The following is a 21,374-nucleotide window of genomic DNA, read 5'->3' on the forward strand; positions in this document are numbered from 1 at the left end:
CCACCCCCTCACGGATTCACCAACCTGCGCCCGATACGGATCATCGTCGCGCCCTCTTGGACCGCCACCTCGAAGTCGTCGGACATGCCCATCGAAAGCTGATCAAACGCCTCGAGTGACAGGCGCGACTGCAGGTCGTCCCTGAGAGCACGAAGCCCCGCGAACACGTGACGGACGTCCTCAGGCCGCTCGGCGATGGGCGCCATGGTCATGAGCCCTCTGACCGAGAGCCCGGGAAGTTCGCGGGCGAGGAGAATCAAATCCTCCGCGTCCTCAGGCCGGATCCCATGCTTTTGTGCCTCGCCGCTGATGTTCACCTGCACCAGCACGTTAAGAACGGCGCCGCGCCGCACGGCCTCTGCGGACAGGGCCCGCGCCAATTCAGGCCTGTCGAGCGAGTGAATCCACGAAAAACGCGGGACGACATATTTGACCTTGTTCGTTTGAAGCGCCCCGATGAAATGCCACTCGAACTGAGCTGAAGCCGGATGCGCGAGCTTGTCCCGCGCGATCTGCCACCGATTTTCGCCTGCGTCCCGGATGCCCGCGGCGTACAGCGCGGACAATACATCGGGAGACGCCGTCTTTGTGACGGCCACCACGCGAACATCGGCCGGATGGCGGCCGGATGGACGACAGGCCATCTCCACCCGCGCCCGAACTTCCTCGACCCGCTGACGCACAAACCCATAATCCACAGCTCAGTCCCCCATCCCAAGCGCGATGACCGCCATTTGGCGCCCCGCGCGCTCTCCCTCGCGGCGGTGGGAAAATAAGTGGCGGTTCCGACAGGATGTGCAGACGCCAGAATCGTAGATATGCTCCGGCTGAACGCCGCACGCTTCAACCGACAGGCGAATGGCGTGCGGGAGGCTGAAGACGTACTTGTCCGGGCGTCCAAACCTCGGCAACAGCGCTCGCTCAAGCCGCGCGTTTCGTGCACGCTCGGCCACCACGTCGTCCACCTCATAGCAGCATCGGCGGATGCACGGGCCGATGGCGACGCGGAGATGGCCGGGGTCTGTCCCGTACTCGTCCCGCATTCGCTCGATGCCGCGGGCGACAATGTGTTCAACCGTTCCCCGCCATCCCGAGTGACAGGCGCCCACGACGCGGCGGACGGGATCGTACAGAAGCACGGGCGCGCAGTCCGCGACCAAAACGGCAAGCGCCAGACCGGGGACATCTGTGATCATTCCATCGGCCTCGACAGCGGATTCCGTCGGCGCGTCGACGCGCACGACGCGAGGGCCGTGGACCTGGCGCACCAGGCACAGCGAATCGACTCGCAGACCCACCTTGCCGAGCATCTGCCCGCGATGTTCCCGAGCTACCTCCGGGCCCGCGAGCCGCGGGGAGACATCCGCATCCGCGGGCGGGAATACGTCCAAATGGCGAAAGAAAAACATGGCTCTTACCCCCGGGTCCGCAAACGGCGGGCGAATCCCGAGGCCGCCATGTTGTCCGATCACGTCCTTCAGCAAGCGCATCCCTCCGCCATCTATCATACATCCATCCGGCTTCGCGGCGCCACGCATCAGTAGCCGCCCGTGCCGCGCTTGCCGGACTGCGGAGGAAGATAGTAGCCCGGTTCCCCAGGCGGGCGCAGATCCACGAGGATCACGTCCGCGCCAATTTTCACAATCTGGCTCCACGGAATGATGTAGTCCTGCGATCCGCCCACCATGCCGAAGAACTTGGACTGGCCGGGAATGACGATGGCGCGGATCAGCCCGCTGTCCAGGTCAATCTCCAAATCTCCGATGGTGCCGAGCCGCTTGCCGTCCTCGACGTTGACCACGTCCTTCGACTGAAGCTCCGAAATGCGCACCACGCCTATCCGCCTCCCATCGGTCCTATGGTGATCATATGACCGATGGCGGATGGGTTACGACTGGATGTGCTTGTACATGCGATGAATGGCCGCCTTTTCGAGGCGAGAGACCTGAGCCTGCGAGATGCCGATTTCGTCCGCCACTTCCATTTGCGTCTTGCCTTCGTAAAATCGCTTCGCGAGGATCTTCTTCTCCCGGTCCGACAGCTTGCGCATCGCCTCCCGCAGCGCAATGCCCTCCACCCACGCCGAATCCTTTTCTCGCTCATCGTGGATCTGGTCCATCACGTAGATGGGATCTCCCCCATCGTGGTAGATCGGCTCGAACATCGAAACCGGATCCTGAATGGCGTCGAGCGCGAACACAACCTCCTCCTTCGGCAGGTTCATCTCGTTGGCGATCTCGACGATGGAAGGCTCGCGCAGATTCTTGGATGCCAGCATATCGCGGACCTGGAGGGCCTTGTACGCAATGTCGCGAAGGGAACGACTGACGCGGATGGGGTTGTTATCCCGCAGATATCTGCGGATCTCGCCGACGATCATGGGGACCGCGTAGGTGGAAAAACGCACGTTTTGGCTGAGGTCAAAATTGTCAATGGCTTTCATCAGACCGATGCATCCAACCTGAAACAAATCATCCACATATTCTCCACGATTATTAAAACGTTGAATAACCGATAAGACCAGGCGCAGATTGCCGTTGACCAACTTCTCACGTGCCGAGATATCCCCGGCCCGAAGCTGTTCAAACAACTCGCGCATTTGAGCGTTCGTGAGAACGGGGAGCTGAGAAGTGTTGACGCCGCAGATCTCCACCTTGTTGCGCTTCAAAGAAGTCCCCCCAAGTCTGCTCGTCATACACGTGTGTACACATATTCCAAAATTCGTCTTAAGTATGTCCGGACTTGGGCGGGTTATGCAGGTTCCGACTCACTAAGAAGGCGGCGCCCCAGGGGCGCCGCCGCGAACTTCACCTGTGTCGTGTACCTCACATCATCTTGTTAAATTCTCGCTGAAGCCGCTTCAAAATGCGCTTCTCCAAACGCGATATGTAGGATTGGGAAATGCCGAGAAGATCGGCGACGTCCTTTTGCGTCATCTCCTGACCGGTCCCCAGGCCGAATCGCAGTTCCATGATGGTGCGCTCCCGTTCGCTCAACTTGTCGAGGGCGTCGTAGAGCAGTTCGCGGTCCACCTCGTCTTCGAGGTTTCGGTAGATGGTGTCGGAATCCGTTCCGAGCACGTCCGACAGGAGCAATTCGTTTCCATCCCAGTCCACGTTCAGCGGCTCGTCCAGCGACACCTCGGCGCGCAGTTTGTTGTTGCGCCGGAGGTACATCAGGATCTCGTTCTCGATGCAGCGAGACGCGTACGTCGCGAGCTTGATCTTCTTGGACGGATCGAACGTATTCACCGCCTTGATGAGCCCGATGGTGCCGATGGAAACCAGATCTTCAATGTTGACGCCGGTGTTTTCGAACTTGCGAGCGATGTACACGACGAGGCGGAGGTTGCGTTCGATGAGCATCGACCGCACCGACGGATCACCCGAGGGCAGCCGTTCCAGAAGATATTGCTCCTCCTCCTTCGTGAGCGGCGGTGGAAGCGCCTCGCTTCCGCCAACGTAATAAACCTCATCCGGCTGACCCAGGAGGCGAACTCGCAGGCGGATGTACAGGAGGCGAAGCCGAAGGAGCGCGAGGCGGCGCTTGGTCTCGAGAAGCTGGAACGCGTACATCGTCATCCACTCCATTCATGACTTCAGGGTGCAAGATGGCTTGAAACGTCCCATCCGCGCTGAGCACGCCAGGGAAAACAGCAAACAGGCTGTCCGCACCGCGAATGCGGGCGCCATCCGCCTGCACCAGGTACACGGCCTTCGGGCGAAGGGCGACAGTCAAGCCGCGACCGGAGGCACCTTGAAACGGCACGACGGCAAACCGCGTTCTCGGCAACACCTCGATCAGAGCATCCAGCAGGTCCTCGCCGGCCGCGACCTTGTCTTGAACCTGCTTGGGAAACGCCGGCATCAGGACCTCCGCGTCCACCAGCGACACGGGCCGCTTGGACACCGGATCCATCAATCCGTTGCCCGTATCCACCAGGGCTCGACAGCGGATGACCATCCCGTCGAATTGCACCTCAAGATCAACCAACGATATCTCGACGCGCGCGTCCTTTCGCAGACGCGCGGCGAGCCGCTTGAGGCCATCCACGGCGAGCGGAAGGCCGATCATCAGGCCGAGCGTCTCACCGGAAGTTGCGAAGGCCACGCCGCGGTTGCTCCACAGGGCATGGTTGAGCGTCGTCCCTGGGAGCGCGAATCGGGCTGCCACGCTTGCTCCAGCGACCATGAACGACACGAGATAATACACGCCCACGAGGCGGGCGAGATCGAGCGCATTTCGGTGTGGCAGGGCAATCCACACCATCAGCACCGACACCAGCGCCTTTCCAGGCCACGTGGTGGTGAGGGACAGAGCAGGGACAAACAGCGCGAGCGAGTAGATGGCTCCAATCAGGGCGCCCGCCAAGAGCCGAGTCCAGCGAGCCCGGCGCTTCATCAGCCAGCCGGTCGTCCAGAGCAGGGCCAAGTCCATGATGAAGTTGACCATCCAGACGATGTCGATGTAGACAACCGGCAGGGCCTGCACACCATCACCTCAGGTGGAGCACGGCGTGTCCCATCCGACGGGCGGCGCGTCCGCAAGATGACACCGCATCGTTTGGAGGAAAGTATAGTAGATTTGTATTACGAAGCCTGTCGGAACTTGACGGGTGAGTCATAGACTTTTTTGGAGAAGTCGGTCGAGGCATGACGTGCTACAAGGGGATTGAGATGTGACATCTTCCCTGAAACGTCAAGGGGCCTGCCGCAACGGCAGACCCCCTGCATCTCGTGGCACCTGATTTCGACGGGCCTAGGAACGCGTTCACCGATCGCGCCCAAACCTGCCGTTCTGCCGGCGCATGAACGCCGGAATCTCCCACGGGTTTCCGGTGTTCGGCACGTTGACCACAGGATCCTGGGCCGAAGGATGGCGCTGGACAGTGCCTCGCACCACGTTCTCGTGCGCCTCGTGGTGGATCTGGTTCGGCCGTGGCTGCTGTTGATTGGAACCGTCGAATCCTGTCGCAATCACGGTCACGACGATCTCGTCTTCCAGATTCGGATCAATGGCCGCACCGAAAATCATGTTGACATCTGGATCTGCCGTCATGGAAACGATATCCGCGGCCTCGTTGACTTCCCACAGGCTGAGATTTGTCCCACCGGCGACGTGCATCAAGATACCCCGGGCGCCATCGATGGACGTCTCCAAAAGCGGCGACGAGATGGCTTTCTTCGCAGCCTCCGCGGCCCGGTTTTCGCCAGACGCGATGCCGATGCCCATCAGAGCCGAGCCGCGCTCCGTCATAATGGCCTTCACGTCCGCAAAGTCCACGTTGATAAGCGCTGGCGTCGCGATGAGGTCCGAAATGCCCGACACACCCTGCCGCAGGACGTTGTCCGCCTCCCGGAACGCCTCGAGCACAGGCGTGTTGCGGTCCACAATCTCAAGCAGGCGGTCATTCGGGATCACGATGAGCGTGTCAACCTTCTGCTTCAACTCGTTGACACCTTGTTCCGCCTGAATCATACGTCGGCGCTGCTCAAATCGGAATGGCTTCGTGACGACGCCCACCGTGAGCGCACCTAGTTCCTTCGCAATCTCAGCGATGACCGGCGCTGCTCCCGTCCCGGTGCCGCCGCCCATCCCCGCCGTGACAAATACCATGTCCGCGCCCTTGAGCGCGTTGGCCAACATTTCGCGGCTCTCTTCCGCCGCCTTCTTGCCAATTTCGGGATTCGCCCCCGCGCCCAAGCCGCGGGTCAGCTTTTCGCCAATCTGGAGCTTCGTCTCGGCCTTCGACAGCTTGAGCGCCTGGGCATCCGTGTTCACCACGATGAACTCCACGCCCTTGACGCCTGATTCGATCATCCGGTTCACCGCATTGCACCCGCCGCCGCCGACGCCGATCACCTTAATATTGGCAAGGGAATCAGTTTCAAAATCGAATTCAAGCACTGTGGGTCCTCCTAATCTATTTGGCTCCGCACTTCCCCTGCGACAGTATGGTGTCAGCGCGCACGCGCGCGCACACACCGGCCGACATCACACGAAATCGCGCAGCCAATCTTTGATTCGTGCAAATACGCCGACGTGATTGGACGAACGAACCTGACGAGCGCCAGCGTTGTAATCCGCCGAGCTCGGCCGAAGCCCCGTGCGAGCGGCATACACAATCATGCCGACGCCGTTGACGAACGACGGATCACGCACTCCGAGAAATTCTGGAACGGCGATGCGCACAGGCGCCTGCAGTTCTTCCCCCGCCAACTCGGCCGCGGAAGGCGTCGACATGACGCCGCCGTGAAACACGTATCCCGCGGGCAACTCGTCGGCGTAACCCATCTTTTCTACTTCTTTTCGCACGAGGCCGAATATCTCCTGCATTCGAGGCTCGATGATCGTGGCGAGATCATACTGCGTGAACTCGGCCTCTTTGTTGCTTCCCATTCGAGGCACCCGGAACGTCTCGTGCTCGGACGCCTGCTCCACCATCGCGCAGGCGTGGCGAAGTTTTACCTGCTCGGCTGCAACGGTGTTGGTACGCAGGCCGATGGCGATGTCCTGCGTCACGTAGTCGCCGCCGATGGGGATGATGCTCGTGCCCATCAGCACGCCGTTCGCAAACACGCTGACCGACGTCACGCCCGCACCCACGTCCACGAGCGCGACGCCCAGTTTTCGCTCGTCCTGGGTCAGTGCAATCTGGCTCGCCGCCATCGGCGCAAGCACGAGGTTCGCGACTTCCAGCCCCGCGCGCTCTACACAGCGAACGATGTTATGAATGGCGGTGCGGCTCCCAGTGATGAGGTACGCATCCACCTCCAGTCGCACCCCGAGCATGCCCCGCGGATCCATGATGCCGCGCAGGCCGTCGACGACAAATTCCTTGGCAACCACGTCAATGACCTCGCGTTCCGGAGGCAGCGCCACGACTCGCGCTTGCTGCAAAACGCGTTCAATATCTTCATCCGTGATTTCGCGATCCGCCGAAGATACGGCGACCACCCCATGAGAGCTGTGCAACTGAATGTGCTCTCCAGAAATACCCACGTACGCGGATGGGATGCGAATGCCCACCATGCGCTCGGCGTGATCGACCGCTTCCCGGATTGAATCAACCGTTTTGTCAATATCGACAATCGCACCGTGGCGCAGTCCTTGACTCGAGGCGGAGCCCACTCCAATGATGTTCAAGTTGTTTCCTGTCGACTCTCCGATGATGACTCGCACCTTCGAAGTGCCGATGTCGAGACTGACGATGTAGTCCTCCTTGGCCAACCGAGTGGCACCTCCCTAGAGCGCCCGAGACTGCGATTCTCTATCTACTTCCACACGCATTTCGACAATCCTCTAACGCAAGCGAAAAATCTTTGATTTCCAGCCGCCGTTTGACTCAGTCCTTGGTGGAGGCCACGCGTCGTGCCACTCGTCGCTGCCGGATGAGCGTGAACACGTGCCGCCGGATGACGGCGATGTTCTGGAACAGACGGACGCCAAAGGCCACGACCGCCGCCAGATACAGATCCACACCGAGCTGATTCCCGATGTAGGCCAACAGCGCGGCGACCAACGTGTTCGTGAAAAAGCCGGACAGAAACACAGCGCTGTCGAACGTCTTGTCCAAGCTTGCCCGGATGCCCCCCACCACAGTGTCCAACGCCGCGAGAATGGCGATGGACAGATAGCTCGTGAACGCGACAGGGATGACGACGTTGGTCACCAGGCCAAGGCCGACGCCAACGGCCAGGCCCAAAATCGGCAGCCAATACATCAGCCGTTTCCCTCCTTCGCGTATTGCCCAGGCAACGATCCCGCGTACGCAGGAACCGTCACGCCGCGCGGCGACGGCAGCGCGCGAATGATAAAGTCCTCGCCCATCGCCTCAAAATATCCTTGTAAGACGTTCACGGACAGCCCAGTTTCCATCTGTTGCACGTTGCCGACAGCCTGGATGACATACGGCTCCTCGACAGGTCTGCCGTTCACGTGCACGCTGCCGATTCCGTTCACCTCGACGAGCCGAATGGAGGACGTGCCAACCAAGCGCTGGCCATTGATAGCAATGGCCGTGGCCCCATTGGCAAACAGGACATTGACCACCTCGTCCAACCACTGATCCGCCTGTTGAGGAAAGAGCGCCATCTGCGCCGGACTCGCGCCGAGCTTCGCGTCCGGCTGGATGGTGATGGTGATCCCAGGGCCGGTGACGGACGTGAGGCCAGCTTCAGATGCGAGCTGGCGCTCATCTCGCGCCAACACTTGTCTGAGCTCCTTCTGGCTGCCACTCGCGGCCCTGTACTCGGCGAGTTGAGCTTCAAGTTTCGAAATCTGCTGCTCGAGCAGAATGTGCTCCTGCGCCTGTTCGGAGACCTGAGTCCTTAGGTCGATGTAGCTGGTGTTACCCGACCCGACAGGCGCCTCGGCCGTCAAATCCACTGTCACCATGAAACCAAGCGCAGCCACGGTGGCCGTCGCCACCCAGATGAGACTTCGGTTGGAGCGAGCCGGCATCCGTGTCACCCCTGCAGCGAATTGGTATAGGCGGGAATGTGGATATCGTTCTCCACCTCTGGCGTTGACACCTGCAGCCCCTCCTGCCGCATCGCATCGAGGATCCCGCCCTGAATCTCAAGCGCAGAGGAGAGGACGGCGGGATCGCCAATGGCAGTCACCGTGAACGGTGCGCCAAGGCGATGGCCGTTCACAGAGACGACGGGGCCTTGGCACTCGATGGACGACGTGGCAAGCACGCGGTAATCGTTGATGGCCACGGCCTCCGCACCGGCGGTGAAGAGCTCGTTGACCAGGTTGCGAAGCGTCCAATCGTGAGCGAGGATTTGCTCGACGTCATTCCCGCCCGCACTGCCGTCGTTCAGCGTGACTTGGACGCCCGGTCCGTGCACTGGCGTGAGCCCTGCCAGAATGCGTTCACCGGTCATCCGCTGCTGCAGGACCTGAACCGAACTCGTCGATCCCGCCGAAATCTGCTCATACTGCGCGATCTCCTGCGTCAAGGAGGCCAGTTGCTGCTGCGCCTCCTGGTTCGACTGCTTCAGCTCGCTGAGTCGCTCCCCCAACTGGCGATTGACGGCCGAATTGCCGTTCACGAGCACACCCAAGGAGGCCGCGGCATGGTTCTGCCGATAACTCACCGTCAGCATGTAGCCGAGGGCCACCGCGACCACCGTGAGCGATGCAATGACGCGTCCTTGCGCGTTCACAACGTCCCTCCTCCTCAGGGATGCGATACGGCTGTAGAGCTTGTCCCGCCATTCAATGCGCCTTGACTGGAGGCGCCCGATGCCTTGGCAGTGGCGCCCGGCAGCGATGAGAACGGAGTGTAGCGGTAGGGAGGCGGCCCGGTCAGGTCAATGAGGCCGGGGCGGTATCCCTTTGCCACGAAATAGTCAACCGCCGGTCCAATGGCCGCCATCGCGCCTCGCAGGTCCGCGACGTCCGCAAGCACTTCAAAGTCGTTGTCCAGATACAGGGTGACCGTGCCGTCTCCGTTCACTTGGATTTCGGATACGTGGTTCACTTCGCTCGCAGGCACTTGAGCGAGTTGATGACAGACGGACGACACGGCAGCCGAGGCCATCTGATGCACATAAAGTACCGGCTCCTGTCCGGTCAAAATGGGATACGAAAGCCCGGCGGCAGACGCGATCTTCTGGTACACGTAGCCGTTTGACATGAGTTCGTAGAATCCGTTTCGAGCTGCGTACACCGCGACGACGTCTCGCTCATGCACCTGAATCGACACGGTTCCCGAAGGCCACGACACGTCGATGGCAGCCCGGTCCACCATGGGCACCTTCGCGACGACCGCCATCGCGGCGCGCCTCCGGTTCACGGCCCACAGGCTCTCGCCGTAGGCCACGCCGCTTGCAGCCACAATTTGAGCCATCGGGACGGTCGTATTGCCACTCACGCGAATGTGGCGCACGCGGGCGAGTGGCGACTCCAGCACCGCCACAAGCCCGATGAACGCGAAGAAGCTCACGACAATCCTGCGATTTCTCGCCTTTCGGCGCGCGCGCTCGTCTGCTGTTTCCTGTCGTGGCATGCTGTCACGCCTTTCGCCGCCTGTGCGCCCCCTCTTCACTCGCCGCTCTGCACGCGCAAGGCGCGCGCACCGAGCGTGCGCAGCAAAGCCGTCATGTCTTCATACCCGCGGTCGATGTGCTGGAGTCCTTCGACCTCCGTGACGCCATGGGCCGCGAGACCGGCCACGACGAGCGCCGCGCCCCCGCGAAGATCCGCCGCAGCGACGCGCGCGCCGGACAGTCGCGGAACACCCCGCACAATGGCCGTGCGAAGATCGACCGAGACGTTTGCACCCATGCGCACCAGCTCATCCACGTGCTTGAAGCGGGCTTCGAACACACTTTCCTGCACGATGCTCGTGCCTCTGGCTATGGTCAAAAACGCCATGAACGGCGCCTGAAGGTCCGTCGGAAACCCTGGGTAAGGCGCAGTGCGGATATCAACGGAAGATGGGGTCTCCTCACAGATAACAGTGATTATATCATGCTCCACCTCGGCGCGAACACCCGCATCGCGCAGTTTCTGTAAAACCACGCCCAGATGATCCGCCCGTGCCCCCACGAGCTTCACCTCTCCGCCTGCCGCTGCGGCCATGGCCATCACGGTACCTGCCACGATGCGGTCTGGAATAACCGCATAGGTGGTCTCGGAGAGCTGGGATCTCCCGTGCACCTCAATGCGCGCCGATCCGGCCCCGCGGATCTGCGCGCCCGCCGTGTTCAGGAAGTTTGCCAAGTCTTCCACTTCAGGCTCGCGCGCCGCGTTTTCGATAATGGTGATTCCGTCCGCCAAAACCGCCGCCATGAGCAGGTTCTCAGTCGCGCCCACCGATGGAAAATCCAACACGATGTGCGTACCGACGAGACGCTTTGCCTGGCAACGGATGAGCCCGTGGGATTCCTCAATCCGCGCTCCCAGCGCCCTGAGCCCGCGCAGATGAAAGTCAATCGGCCGCTGGCCGATGACGCACCCTCCCGGCTTCGAGACGGTCACCTCACCGCACCGCGCCATCAGGGGCCCCATCAAGAAGATGGAAGACCCCATGCTCCGCGATAGATGATCTCGACATCACTCGAGCCTCAGGACGAGATCGACATCCACCTCGCGCGAGCGCTTCGGGCGAAACACCCGCACCTCTCGGACGACGGCCAGGAACAAGGCGCGCTCCAACTGTGGATCGCCAGCAAGATGGGCGCAGAGATCGTGCACCCACTTCTCCCAGCCCTCGCTAGTGGCAAGGCCCGTCATCTCGGCCTCCGCCGCGCGACACTCCTCCAACACGCGCAACAGCCGATCCTGCTCGCGCGTATACGCCTCCTCGGACACCACGCTCGACGCGTAGGCCTCGGCGATCCGCCTCAATCTCGCCAGGGCAATGCGGCGCTTGCGCTGAATCATGCGCAGCTCGTTCGACGCTGCGTTCGACTGATAGGCCGCTACCAACGGCTCGAGTTGGGACCGAACGCGGCGGAGAAGTTCCTCCACCACCAGCCGTTCGAGCTCTTCGGCGTCCACCTGGTTTGGCGTACAGCCACCACCTGTGACATACCGACCGCAGCGGTAAATCGGCCGCTTTTGGCGATGGTCGCCGCGTGTGGTCACCTGCCAGCCAGCGTACAAGGCGCTCTCGCAGAATCCACAACGCGCAATGCCGGCGAGCGGGCGCTTCGAGCCTTGCGATCGCGGCGCCAACGCGCTGCGGCGCTCAAGCATGGCCTGCAGGGTTTCGAATTCCTGGCGGCTCAAGATGGCCTCGTGCGTTCCCTCGACACGAACCCACTCGGCCGGATCCCGCTCTGTTCGCCGACGCCCCTGGGTCTTTCGACGATTCCACACGGACACGCCGGCCAACGCGGGATTGGAAAACAGCGTGCGAACCGTGCGGTCGGTCCAAAGCCGTCCCGTCTTCGTCCGCACGCCGAGTGCGTTGAATTCCATCGCGACGTCCCTCGGGCTCGCGCCGGTCAGCAAAAGGCGCGCTCCTTCGCGCACCCAGCGCGCCTCCCGCGGATCCGGGGTCAAACGGCCATTCGACAACCGATAGCCAAAGGGGGGCTTGGTGGCCAACTCACCCCGCTGCGCCATCGCCAACAGGTTTTCGTGTACGCGCTCCGCGATGATCTCTCGCTCGAACTCCGCAATGACGGATAGCATCTGCGCCACCAGTCGCCCCATGGCTGTGGAGATCTCGAAATTCTGCCTGGTGGAACGATAAAACACGCCGTGCACGTTCATCTCTTCCACCAGCCGCGCGAAATCGGCGACACTGCGGGTCAGACGGTCAATGCGCGTGGTCACAACCCCGACCACGAGCCCGTCGCGGATGTCGGCCCGGAGGCGGTCCATCGCCGGGCGATTCAACGACTTACCTGAGTATCCGTCATCGCAATAGAGTTGGTAGCAAGGAAAGCCTTGAACCCGCGCGTACGTCACGAGCTGCTCCTGTTGTTCCTTCAGGCTGTGCCCCGATGTCGCCTGCTCTTCGGTGGAAACGCGGATATACAGCGCCAGATGTCGCTCCTTCACGGCTCATTCACCCGCCGGCCGCGGTGCGCAAGCATGCGCTCCACAAGGGGACGGGCGACAGCCATCACGCGGTTCGCCACCTCCGCTTCGGCATCCCGCACAGGAGCCAGTTCCTCACGCCGGGCGTCCCAGACGTAGACGGCACGAATTCGCATGTTCATCCCCTCCCGTCAGACCGATATGCGGGAGGGGATGGCCATCTTGCCGGACGAACTCAGCTCACACGCGCGCCCGCCCTGGACGCAATGGCGTCCGCAATACAAGGCGCCTGCAGTCGGCCGTTTTCGATGAAAATGCGGTTGGCATCAAAGCCGGACACCACGACGCCGGCCACGTAAATGCCGGGCACGTTGGTCTCATACGTCGCCTCATCATGTACCGGAATGCCCGTCTCCGGCGCAATCTGGACGCCGAGCTTTTCGAGAAACGAAGTATCCGGGTGATAACCGGTCAGCGCCAGGACGTGGTCGCACGGCACGTCCAGCGGACCGCCAGGTGTCTCGACGCGGACGTGATCCGCGCAGATGGCCGCCACGCGCGAGCGAAAGTGACAGTCGATCGCCTGCTTGTCGATAAGGCTCTGGATGTCGGGCTTCACCCACGGCTTGATTTTGTCAGACATGGCGGCTCCTCGGTGGACCAGGGTGACCTGCGCGCCGATGCGATGGAGGTCGATGGCGGCCTCAGCCGCTGAATTGGTACCGCCGATGATGACCACGCGCTGGCCGTAATACGGATGCGCATCGCGGTAATAGTGACTCACGTGAGGCAGATCTTCGCCCGGCACGCCGAGCATGTTGGGCTGATCGAAATACCCCGTAGCCACCACGACGGACGAGGCCATCGTTTCAAGCGTCCGCCCAGACAGCGTGCGCGAGTGGATGCGAAATCCCTGCAGCTCGCGATCTCGCTCGACCGAGATCACTTCCTCGTACTGCCGAACCGGCAACTGAAGCCGCTCAACCACGGTCCGGTAGTACGTCATCGCCTCCATTCGCGTGGGTTTGGCCCGCTCTGTGTAAAACGGGATTTCACCCAACTCCAGGCGTTCAGGGGTCGAATTGAACACCATCTGCGTCGGAAAACGGTAAATTGTAGAAACAATGCAGGATTTTTCGATCACGACGTGGGGAATGCTGCGCCGCTTCAGCTCGACCGATACGGCCAAGCCGCATGGACCGGCGCCAATGATACACGCTTCGAACATGGCCCTCGCTCCTAGCGAAAATCTCCGTCTGTGAATCTCTGGACTTCGTCATTATACCACGGAGCGACGGACCTCTCGGCGTCCAGCGGGGATGGATCGGCATGGGACTGGGGAACAAGCGAGGTCATGCGAAGAGGGTGTCGTCAGGATCCAGTCATGAGCAATTCGCGCATCATGGGGGACCTCATCTTCTGCATGAGATGAGACGGAACTTGCGTTGAAGTAAGCGACGTGGCATCGACCTTCACGGTACCAGAGGACATCGAGACCGTCGCGCCAAGACTCCTGAGGATGTCCAGCATGACACGGACATCCTCGAGATCCGGGACGTTTTGGATGACCGAGCGCCCCGCAACCATGACGGTGGCCGCGAGAATGGGAAGGGCCGCGTTCTTTGCGCCCGCCACCCTGACCTCACCCGTCAGCGGAACGCCGCCCTCAATTCGCAGCAATTCCATCGTCCGCACCTCCTAGCAAGGGTTCGCCAAGCACCCGGACTTCGGTTTCAAGGTCAATGCCAAATCGGGCTCGAACCTCCGCCTGTGCGCGCCGAATCAGCCAGAGGACATCGCTCGCGGATGCGTTCCCCAGGTTGATGATAAAGTTGGCGTGTTTGTCGCTGATCATCGCCTGCCCGCGGCGCAATCCCTTGAGCCCTGCCTCCTCAATGAGCTTGGCCGCATGCGTGCCGTCGGGGTTGCGAAACACGGAGCCGCAGTTTGGAAAGCTGAGCGGCTGCGTCGCAATGCGGCGCTGAGACCACTCGCGCACGACGCGCCGCATCTCGTCGCGATCGCCCGGCTTCATCTGAAACTTGGCCCAGGTGACGATCCCGAAGCGATCCTTGAGGATGCTGTAGCGGTAACCAAAGCGCAGATCGCCATTGCTGAGCCGCACCACAGCGCCGGTCTCGTCCATCACTTCGGCCCACGCGAGCACCTCGCGCGTCTCACGGCCGTACGCGCCGGCGTTCATCATGACCGCTCCGCCGACCGAACCGGGGATGCCCGTGGCAAACTCCAGGCCTGAGAGACCATGGCGGATGGCCACGTTCGCGAGCGCGACGTACGAGCGACCCGCCATTGCGTAGACGGCACATTCGTCCTCTTTGACCTCGTACGACGCGAACGCGTCGTGTAGCTTGATGACGAGCCCGCGAATGCCCCCGTCCAGCACCAGTGCGTTGGATCCACGGCCAATCACGGTAATGGGTAGACCATAAGCCCTCGCAGCGCGGACGCTCACACGAAGGGCGTCGACCGAATCCGGTTCGACAAAGTAGTCGGCTGGCCCGCCGATGCGCCACGTGGTGTGCCGCTTCATCGGCTCGCCGCAGATCGCCCTCACGCCTTCATCCGCAAGGACTCTCACAAACGGATCGTCATGCATGTCAGGTCCTCCATAAGATTCCACTGGGTCACCTACCTCACCGCCGCAACCGCATCATATGCCGGGCTGGGCGAAGGGTGAGTGCCTACGTGCGGCGCCTGCCCGCCACTTCAAGGACGAGATCGCCGAATCGTCTCACGGCGTCGGGGCGGCCAAAGCTCCGCGCCCGGGCTTGGATGTCGGCAAGATCTCCCTCGAGCATGTCACAGATTTCCTTCCAGAGGACATCTGGGGTCAGGTCGGCTTCCCGGAGGACGCGCGCAGCGCCGGCCCTGGCGAGCTGCATCGCGTTTTCCTCCTGATGATTCGCTGTCACGTACGGGCTTGGAACAAGGATGGACGCCACGCCGAGCGCACAGATCTCCGCGAGCGTGCTCGATCCGGCCCGGCTCACCATCAGGTCGACATGCGGAAGAAGCGCAGGCATGTCCGCAATAAAGGGATGGAGCGTCACGTTCCGAGGGAGCGGCCCCACTTGGTTTTGAATGTCCTCGAAGTGTCGCTCGCCAGTCACGAACAGAACGCGCCAGTCGGGGCGGTCCGCAAAGCGCGAGAGCATCTCTGCCACCACCCGATTGGCGGTCTCCGAGCCTCGGCTCCCAAAGACAATGAGAATCACGCGCTGTCCACGCAGAATTCGATAATTGTCGAGTGCCCGCCGCTTGTCCGCCGCGGAGACTTCTACCACCTCGCTCCCGCGCGGATTACCTGTGAAAACGACCCGTTTCGCTCGTGCGAAGGACGCCTCGCTCTCCGGAAAACAGACAGCCACGGCGTCCACGCGACGCATCAGGAGCTGGTTGGTCAGCCCAGGCCTCGCGTTGCCTTCCCAGATCACGGACGGAACGCCGAGCTTGGTGGCGGCGTAGATCACGGGAAGCGCCACAAAGCCGCCGGTGCCGACCGCGACATCGGGTCGGAAGTCGCGGACGACTCGGAGCGCCTCCCGATACCCGCGGTACGTGGTGGCAAGGGTGCGCACGGCGTTCAGCGACAGCTCTCGACGAAGGCCGGCCGCATGGACGGACACAAACGGAACGCCTGCTTCCGGCACCAGCCGACTTTCAAGCCCTTGCTCGGTACCTACGTACAGAACCGCCGCGTCCCCCACACGCGCCTTCAAGTGACGCCAAAGCGAAAGGGCGGGGAAGATGTGGCCGCCCGTGCCCCCACCCGTCAGCAACACCTTCATTCTACCATCCCCGCCTGCTTCGAAATGTTGAGGAGAATCCCGACGCCGCTCAGCAACAACGTCAACGACGATCCGCCGTAGCTGATAAACGGCAACGTGATGCCCGTCGCCGGGATGGATCCAGTCACCACACCGATGTTGATCAGAACCTGCACGGCAATCATTCCCGTGATGCCTGTCGCCAAAAGCGTTCCGAAATCGTCCGGCGCGTACAGCGCCGTGCGGATTCCTCGCCAGATGAGCACGGCAAACAACAGGAGCACCGAGACGGTCCCGAGCAGGCCCAGTTCCTCGCCGACGATGGAAAAGATGAAGTCGGTCTGAGGTTCCGGCAGATAAAGAAATTTTTGTCTGCTATGTCCGAGGCCGAGCCCCAGGATGCCACCGGACCCGAGCGCGTAAAGGGACTGGATGATCTGATATCCCTTCCCAAGCGGGTACTTCCACGGATCCAAAAAGGCGTAAATGCGATCCATGCGGTAGGGCGCCATCGCGACGAGGCCCGCGAAGCCGACGGCGCCCGCGCCGAAGAGGGAGGCCAAATGCGACCAGCGCGTGCCCGCGACAAACAGCATGATGAGCGTGGTCCCCATGATCACGACGCTCTGGCCGAGATCGGGCTCCAGCATGATGAGCCCCACTGCAACCAGGGCCAGTCCCATCGGTGGGACGAATCCGCGCCAGAAGGAGTGCATCCGGTCCTTCGACTCCGCGAGCAAATGAGCGAGAAACATGACGAGCCCCAGTTTTGCGAACTCGGACGGCTGAATGCCGAGCGAGCCGATGCCGAGCCACGCCTTCGATCCTCCGCGGTTCACGCCTACCACAAGCACGAGGACCAGAAGCGCATAGCTCGCAAGCGCAATCTTCGGTGCATGCTTGCGCCACACGTGGTAGTCGATACGTGAGAGCCAGATCATCAAACCGACGCCCATTAGAGCCCAGATGAGCTGCCGCTTGGAGAAATAGAAGGCGTCCTGGAATCGCGTCGCGGAGATGACCGACGAAGCGCTGTGCACCATGGTCACGCCAAACGCGAGCAGGAGCAAGATGACGCCAATCAGCGTAACATCGGGCGACGAGCCCGGCGCCCGGTTCGAAGACGCCGACATAGACCGAAACACCGCGTTCCCTCCCCTCCCGCGCGGCCTTGCGCGGTGTGGTCCAAAGGGCGACGCCTTTGGACGCGCTGTTACAGTCTATGCACGGCCTCCTTGAACATGCTGCCCCGCACCTCATACGAAGGGAACATATCCCAGCTGGCGCAAGCCGGCGAGAGCAGGACGACGTCGCCCGGCTCTGCGATCCGGCTCGCCTCATGCACGGCTTCCTCCATCGACGAGACCAACACGAACGTGGGCACACCCGCTCGTGCGATCACGTCCCGAAGCTGTTCCCTGGTTTCACCGAGCAGCACCGCGGCTCGGACGCGCCCCGAGATATCCGGCAAAAGCGGATCGAACGAAATTCCGCGGTCGAGACCGCCCGCAATCCACACGATACCGCGCTCAAACGACCGGAGCGCCTGTCGCGCGGCGTCCGGATTCGTCGCCTTCGAATCGTTGTAATATCGCACACCGGATACCTCGCGCACAAACTCGAGCCGATGCTCGACACCCTGGAACGTCGCAAGCACACGGGCCACAGCTTCCACGGACGCTCCGGCCGCGAGCGCCACCGCCGCTGCCGCCGCCGCGTTTTGCAGATTGTGCCGGCCCGGGAGGGCCACGTGCTCCACCGGCAGGATCGCCGTGCGCTCTCGCCCGCGCACGGCGACAAGCGCGCCGTCGATCACGCCCACGCCTTCGTCAAACGGCGCGCCCTCCAGGCTGAATCCGCAGACGCGTGGTGCCAACTGACTGGCTCGATCCCGCACGAGCGCCTGATCCCAGTTGAGAATCGCGACATCGTCCGCGGTCTGATTCGCAAACAGCTTCCACTTCGCCTGTTGATACGCCTCGTAGCTGCCGTGATAGTCGATGTGGGCGGGATAAAAATTGAGCAGCGCGCCACCTTGCGGGTGGAACGTGTGCGTGCCGTCCAGTTGAAAGCTCGACACCTCAAGGACCAACAGATCGCCGGGTTGATCCACCACGTCGCAGACCGGCGTGCCGATGTTGCCCGCGACAATCGGGCGATATCCCGAAGCTTTCAGCATCTCGCCCACCAGCGTCGTGGTTGTGGTCTTGCCGTTGGAGCCCGTAATGGCGTAGATGGGTCTTGTCTCAAACCACGAGGCGATCTCGACGTCCGTCACGATGACGTGCGACGCTTGAATCAACTTCGCGATGAACGCCTGATGATACGGGATGCCTGGGCTTTTGGCGACAAACTGCCACGGGCGCGCGGCGAGCGCCTCCGGGTGCCCGCCAAGCACCAAATCGACGCCGAGGGCGGCGAGCGGCGCGACTGCCGGATCGGACGGATCGAGAGCCCGCTCGTCCGTCGCAGTCACGCGAAAGCCGCGCCGCGCAAGCAATGAGGCGACAGCCTTTCCACTTCTGCCGAGCCCGACCACCAGCGCCTCACCTGGCGCATGTAACCAAGTTTCAGGTGTGACAAGCTTCACTTCGTCGGCCTCCTCAGTGCGACACCATCGCGAGCGTGCCAAAGGCGCAGATGAACGACGCGAGCCAGAACAGGATGACGACTTCCCACTCCGACCATCCGCCAAGCTCAAAGTGGTGGTGCAGCGGGCTCATGCGAAAGACGCGCCGTCCAAACGTCTGGTAGGAAAACACCTGAATGATGACGGACATAGCCTCGATGACAAACACCAGGCCGAACAGGATGAGCGTCAGCTCACTGTGAGTCAGAACGGCTGCCATGGCCAGTCCCCCGCCGATGGCGAGCGATCCCGTGTCGCCCATGAAAACTTTCGCCGGATGGCGATTAAATACGAGAAATGCGGCGAGCGCACCCACCATGGCCGCGCAATACAGCGCGACATCATAGCTCGTGTGCCAATACGCGTACACGGCGTACGCCGCAAACACCATGATGGCCGATCCCGACAACAGCCCGTCCAGCCCATCCGTGAGGTTGACGGCGTTGGTCGTGCCCACCAAAACCAGCATGAGAAACACGATGTAGAGGAACCCGAGTCGGACGGCTTCGTCGGTGAACGGAATGTGCACCGACAACGCTTCCTGTCCCTGCTCCCGATACAGCAGGACAAACAGGATGACTGTCAGCACGGCCTGGAGAATCACCTTCTGCTTGGCCGTCAGCCCGAGATTCCGCTTCTTTACAATTTTAATCAGATCATCTGCAAAACCAATCAGTCCGAACCCCACCGTCGCCACCAGCATCATCACCGTGTCCAAACTGCCAAATGCGAAACGGAGGGTCGTCAGCACCACCGCTACGAGGATGATCACGCCGCCCATGGTAGGCGTTCCGGCTTTCGACTGGTGGTGCTTGGGCCCCTCTTCGCGAATCGATTGTCCGAACTTGAGTCGATGCAAAAGTGGGATGGAGATAGGCCCCAAGAGCACCCCGATGACAAACGCCGCGAGCGCCGTCAGCAAAAGCGCCTGAATGTCCAACGGAAACGCCCCCTAGTATCGCCCGTACCGGGCCCTGATGGCTCGGCGAGCTTCTTCGCGGTCGTCAAAGTGGCGCTTCTCCGCGCCAATGATCTGATAATCTTCGTGTCCCTTGCCCGCGATCACGACGACGTCTCCCGGTTCTGCTTCCGCGATGGCCATCTCAATCGCCCGCCTGCGATCCACTTCTTCCCGCACCTTGTTCGCATGGCTGGGTTGGACGCCAGCGCGCATATCCGCCAGGATGGCGAGCGGATCCTCGCTCCGCGGGTTGTCGCTCGTGAAAACGGCTAGATCTGCCAGCCTCACAGCCACGTCCGCCATCTTGGGCCGCTTGGTACGGTCGCGATCGCCGCCGCAGCCCACGACCACCAAGACGCGGGCAGGCGCGAACTCGCGCACAGACGCGAGCACGTTTTCGAGCCCGTCGGGCGTGTGGGCATAGTCCACAAACACCGAAAACGGCTGTCCCTCGTCGATGCGCTCCATCCTCCCAGGCACACTCGGATACGAGCGAATCCCCTCCTGGATCTCGCTTGGCGCGAGCCCCTCAACGAGCGCAATGGCGACGGCCGCGAGCGCGTTGTACACGTTGAACCTGCCGATGAGCGGCGTGTCAATCTCGAATGGACCCGCCGGGGAATCCACCGTAAACCTCGCGCCCTGCGCCGAGAGCCGCACGTCGCGGGCTCTCACGTCCGCGGCGCGTTCGATGCCATACGTGAGGATGGGCGCGGCAGACGCCTCGGCCATCACCCAAGACCATGGATCGTCCGCGTTGATGACCGCGTAGATGGAGCGGGCCGGATCGCTTCCGGTGCCATTGCCAAGCCGGGAAAACAAGAGCGCCTTCGCGGCTGCATACCGTTCCATCGTACCGTGAAAATCGAGGTGATCTTGTGTCAAGTTCGTGAACGCGGCGCAGGCAAATGTCACGCCGGCGGCGCGGCGCTCCACAAGCGCGTGCGACGATACCTCCATGACCGCATGCGTCGCCCCGGCGTCCACAAAGCGGCGCAGCAAGCGGTGCACCTCCACCGCCTCAGGCGTGGTGTTTGGGAGCGACCACGATGCAGAGGCCAACTTCGCGCCGACGGTGCCGATGAGGCCCGCCCTTTTTCCAGCCGAATCGAGCAAGTGGCGCACGATGTGGGTCACGGTGGTCTTGCCGTTCGTGCCCGTCACGCCAATGACCCTGAGCTCTCGCGATGGGCTCCCGAACAGCCTGTCTGCGACCAGTGCACTCCAGTGGCGCGTGTCCGGCACCACGACTTGGGGTATCGCCGTGGGCACGTCGGCCACGGGCTCCTCCACCATAACCGCAACCGCGCCGCGCTCCACGGCCTGGCGCGCGAAACGATGTCCATCCACCGTATGGCCGCGAACGGCCACAAACAGGCTCCCGGGCTCGACGTCCCGCGAGTCCGTGGTGATATTCAAGACGTCGGGGTTCTCCGCGTTCGTCACTTGAAAATTCATGAAAGGCTGAAACAACTGTCTCAATCGCAAGGCG

Annotated in this window: 22 protein-coding genes and 1 pseudogene; all 23 read right to left on the bottom strand. The window is 62.0% G+C overall.

Going from position 1 to position 21,374, the window contains the following annotated elements; all coding sequences use genetic code 11:
- Nucleotides 1-8: 8 nt before the first annotated feature.
- The 23 genes and pseudogenes from AMA01_RS08275 to AMA01_RS08380 all read right to left on the bottom strand — a co-directional run bounded on the left by AMA01_RS08275 (nucleotide 9) and on the right by AMA01_RS08380 (nucleotide 21,370).
- Nucleotides 9-698 carry a YggS family pyridoxal phosphate-dependent enzyme gene (locus AMA01_RS08275; RefSeq protein WP_067849890.1) on the bottom strand — a complete coding sequence of 230 codons (690 nt, stop codon included), beginning with the start codon at nucleotides 696-698 and terminating at the stop codon, nucleotides 9-11.
- 3 nt (nucleotides 699-701) lie between these two features.
- Nucleotides 702-1,490 carry a peptidoglycan editing factor PgeF gene (gene pgeF, locus AMA01_RS08280; protein WP_067849892.1) on the bottom strand — a complete coding sequence of 263 codons (789 nt, stop codon included), beginning with the start codon at nucleotides 1,488-1,490 and terminating at the stop codon, nucleotides 702-704.
- A 47-nt stretch (nucleotides 1,491-1,537) separates the two neighbouring features.
- Nucleotides 1,538-1,834, bottom strand: a complete 297-nt coding sequence (locus AMA01_RS08285; protein WP_067849894.1) for a YlmC/YmxH family sporulation protein — start codon at nucleotides 1,832-1,834, stop codon at nucleotides 1,538-1,540.
- 54 nt (nucleotides 1,835-1,888) lie between these two features.
- The gene (gene sigG / locus AMA01_RS08290) at nucleotides 1,889-2,668 is read right to left on the bottom strand and encodes an RNA polymerase sporulation sigma factor SigG (RefSeq protein WP_067849896.1); all 780 of its coding nucleotides are present in this window, start codon (nucleotides 2,666-2,668) and stop codon (nucleotides 1,889-1,891) included.
- Nucleotides 2,669-2,825: 157 nt separating this feature from the next.
- Nucleotides 2,826-3,575 carry an RNA polymerase sporulation sigma factor SigE gene (gene sigE / locus AMA01_RS08295; protein ID WP_067849898.1) on the bottom strand — a complete coding sequence of 250 codons (750 nt, stop codon included), beginning with the start codon at nucleotides 3,573-3,575 and terminating at the stop codon, nucleotides 2,826-2,828.
- Complete coding sequence (locus AMA01_RS08300; protein WP_067849899.1) at nucleotides 3,472-4,491, bottom strand: sigma-E processing peptidase SpoIIGA; 1,020 nt, start codon at nucleotides 4,489-4,491, stop codon at nucleotides 3,472-3,474. Before AMA01_RS08300 ends, sigE begins: the two co-directional genes overlap by 104 nt.
- Nucleotides 4,492-4,770: 279 nt before the next feature.
- The gene (ftsZ, locus tag AMA01_RS08305; RefSeq protein ID WP_067849900.1) at nucleotides 4,771-5,907 is read right to left on the bottom strand and encodes a cell division protein FtsZ; all 1,137 of its coding nucleotides are present in this window, start codon (nucleotides 5,905-5,907) and stop codon (nucleotides 4,771-4,773) included.
- 87 nt (nucleotides 5,908-5,994) lie between these two features.
- Nucleotides 5,995-7,230 (bottom strand): cell division protein FtsA, encoded by a 1,236-nt coding sequence (gene ftsA, locus AMA01_RS08310; RefSeq protein ID WP_012810653.1) that lies wholly within the window; start codon nucleotides 7,228-7,230, stop codon nucleotides 5,995-5,997.
- 115 nt (nucleotides 7,231-7,345) lie between these two features.
- Nucleotides 7,346-7,723: a small basic family protein gene (locus tag AMA01_RS08315; RefSeq protein WP_067849901.1), complete on the bottom strand. Its 378-nt coding sequence runs from the start codon at nucleotides 7,721-7,723 to the stop codon at nucleotides 7,346-7,348.
- Nucleotides 7,723-8,463, bottom strand: a complete 741-nt coding sequence (locus AMA01_RS08320) for a DUF881 domain-containing protein (protein ID WP_067849902.1) — start codon at nucleotides 8,461-8,463, stop codon at nucleotides 7,723-7,725. The genes AMA01_RS08315 and AMA01_RS08320 overlap by 1 nt, the downstream gene beginning before the upstream one ends.
- Nucleotides 8,464-8,468: 5 nt before the next feature.
- On the bottom strand, nucleotides 8,469-9,173 hold the full coding sequence (locus AMA01_RS08325) for a DUF881 domain-containing protein (protein ID WP_067849904.1): 705 nt from the start codon (nucleotides 9,171-9,173) through the stop codon (nucleotides 8,469-8,471).
- A 14-nt stretch (nucleotides 9,174-9,187) separates the two neighbouring features.
- Complete coding sequence (locus AMA01_RS08330) at nucleotides 9,188-10,018, bottom strand: cell division protein FtsQ/DivIB (RefSeq protein ID WP_067849907.1); 831 nt, start codon at nucleotides 10,016-10,018, stop codon at nucleotides 9,188-9,190.
- 35 nt (nucleotides 10,019-10,053) lie between these two features.
- Nucleotides 10,054-11,046, bottom strand: a pseudogene (gene murA / locus AMA01_RS08335) (UDP-N-acetylglucosamine 1-carboxyvinyltransferase); the annotation flags it as partial.
- Nucleotides 11,047-11,067: 21 nt separating this feature from the next.
- The gene (locus tag AMA01_RS08340) at nucleotides 11,068-12,525 is read right to left on the bottom strand and encodes a recombinase family protein (protein ID WP_067849911.1); all 1,458 of its coding nucleotides are present in this window, start codon (nucleotides 12,523-12,525) and stop codon (nucleotides 11,068-11,070) included.
- Nucleotides 12,522-12,680 (bottom strand): hypothetical protein, encoded by a 159-nt coding sequence (locus AMA01_RS13915; RefSeq protein WP_195867440.1) that lies wholly within the window; start codon nucleotides 12,678-12,680, stop codon nucleotides 12,522-12,524. The genes AMA01_RS08340 and AMA01_RS13915 overlap by 4 nt, the downstream gene beginning before the upstream one ends.
- A gap of 59 nt (nucleotides 12,681-12,739) precedes the next feature.
- Nucleotides 12,740-13,732, bottom strand: coding sequence for a YpdA family putative bacillithiol disulfide reductase (locus AMA01_RS08345; protein ID WP_067849913.1), 993 nt, complete (start codon nucleotides 13,730-13,732; stop codon nucleotides 12,740-12,742).
- A 143-nt stretch (nucleotides 13,733-13,875) separates the two neighbouring features.
- Nucleotides 13,876-14,190 carry a UDP-N-acetylglucosamine 1-carboxyvinyltransferase gene (locus tag AMA01_RS08350; protein WP_067849914.1) on the bottom strand — a complete coding sequence of 105 codons (315 nt, stop codon included), beginning with the start codon at nucleotides 14,188-14,190 and terminating at the stop codon, nucleotides 13,876-13,878.
- Nucleotides 14,171-15,121, bottom strand: a complete 951-nt coding sequence (murB, locus tag AMA01_RS08355) for a UDP-N-acetylmuramate dehydrogenase (RefSeq protein WP_067849917.1) — start codon at nucleotides 15,119-15,121, stop codon at nucleotides 14,171-14,173. Before murB ends, AMA01_RS08350 begins: the two co-directional genes overlap by 20 nt.
- 85 nt (nucleotides 15,122-15,206) lie before the next feature.
- Nucleotides 15,207-16,313: an undecaprenyldiphospho-muramoylpentapeptide beta-N-acetylglucosaminyltransferase gene (murG, locus tag AMA01_RS08360; protein WP_067849919.1), complete on the bottom strand. Its 1,107-nt coding sequence runs from the start codon at nucleotides 16,311-16,313 to the stop codon at nucleotides 15,207-15,209.
- Complete coding sequence (gene spoVE / locus AMA01_RS08365) at nucleotides 16,310-17,425, bottom strand: stage V sporulation protein E (protein ID WP_067849996.1); 1,116 nt, start codon at nucleotides 17,423-17,425, stop codon at nucleotides 16,310-16,312. The genes murG and spoVE overlap by 4 nt, the downstream gene beginning before the upstream one ends.
- A gap of 80 nt (nucleotides 17,426-17,505) precedes the next feature.
- Nucleotides 17,506-18,882: a UDP-N-acetylmuramoyl-L-alanine--D-glutamate ligase gene (gene murD, locus AMA01_RS08370; RefSeq protein ID WP_067849920.1), complete on the bottom strand. Its 1,377-nt coding sequence runs from the start codon at nucleotides 18,880-18,882 to the stop codon at nucleotides 17,506-17,508.
- A 13-nt stretch (nucleotides 18,883-18,895) separates the two neighbouring features.
- Nucleotides 18,896-19,861 (bottom strand): phospho-N-acetylmuramoyl-pentapeptide-transferase, encoded by a 966-nt coding sequence (mraY, locus tag AMA01_RS08375; RefSeq protein WP_067849922.1) that lies wholly within the window; start codon nucleotides 19,859-19,861, stop codon nucleotides 18,896-18,898.
- Between the two features lie 12 nt (nucleotides 19,862-19,873).
- The gene (locus AMA01_RS08380) at nucleotides 19,874-21,370 is read right to left on the bottom strand and encodes a UDP-N-acetylmuramoyl-L-alanyl-D-glutamate--2,6-diaminopimelate ligase (RefSeq protein ID WP_067849923.1); all 1,497 of its coding nucleotides are present in this window, start codon (nucleotides 21,368-21,370) and stop codon (nucleotides 19,874-19,876) included.
- Nucleotides 21,371-21,374: the final 4 nt, after the last annotated feature.

The sequence above is a fragment of the Alicyclobacillus mali NBRC 102425 genome (assembly GCF_001570745.1).
Classification (GTDB): domain Bacteria; phylum Bacillota; class Bacilli; order Alicyclobacillales; family Alicyclobacillaceae; genus Alicyclobacillus; species Alicyclobacillus mali.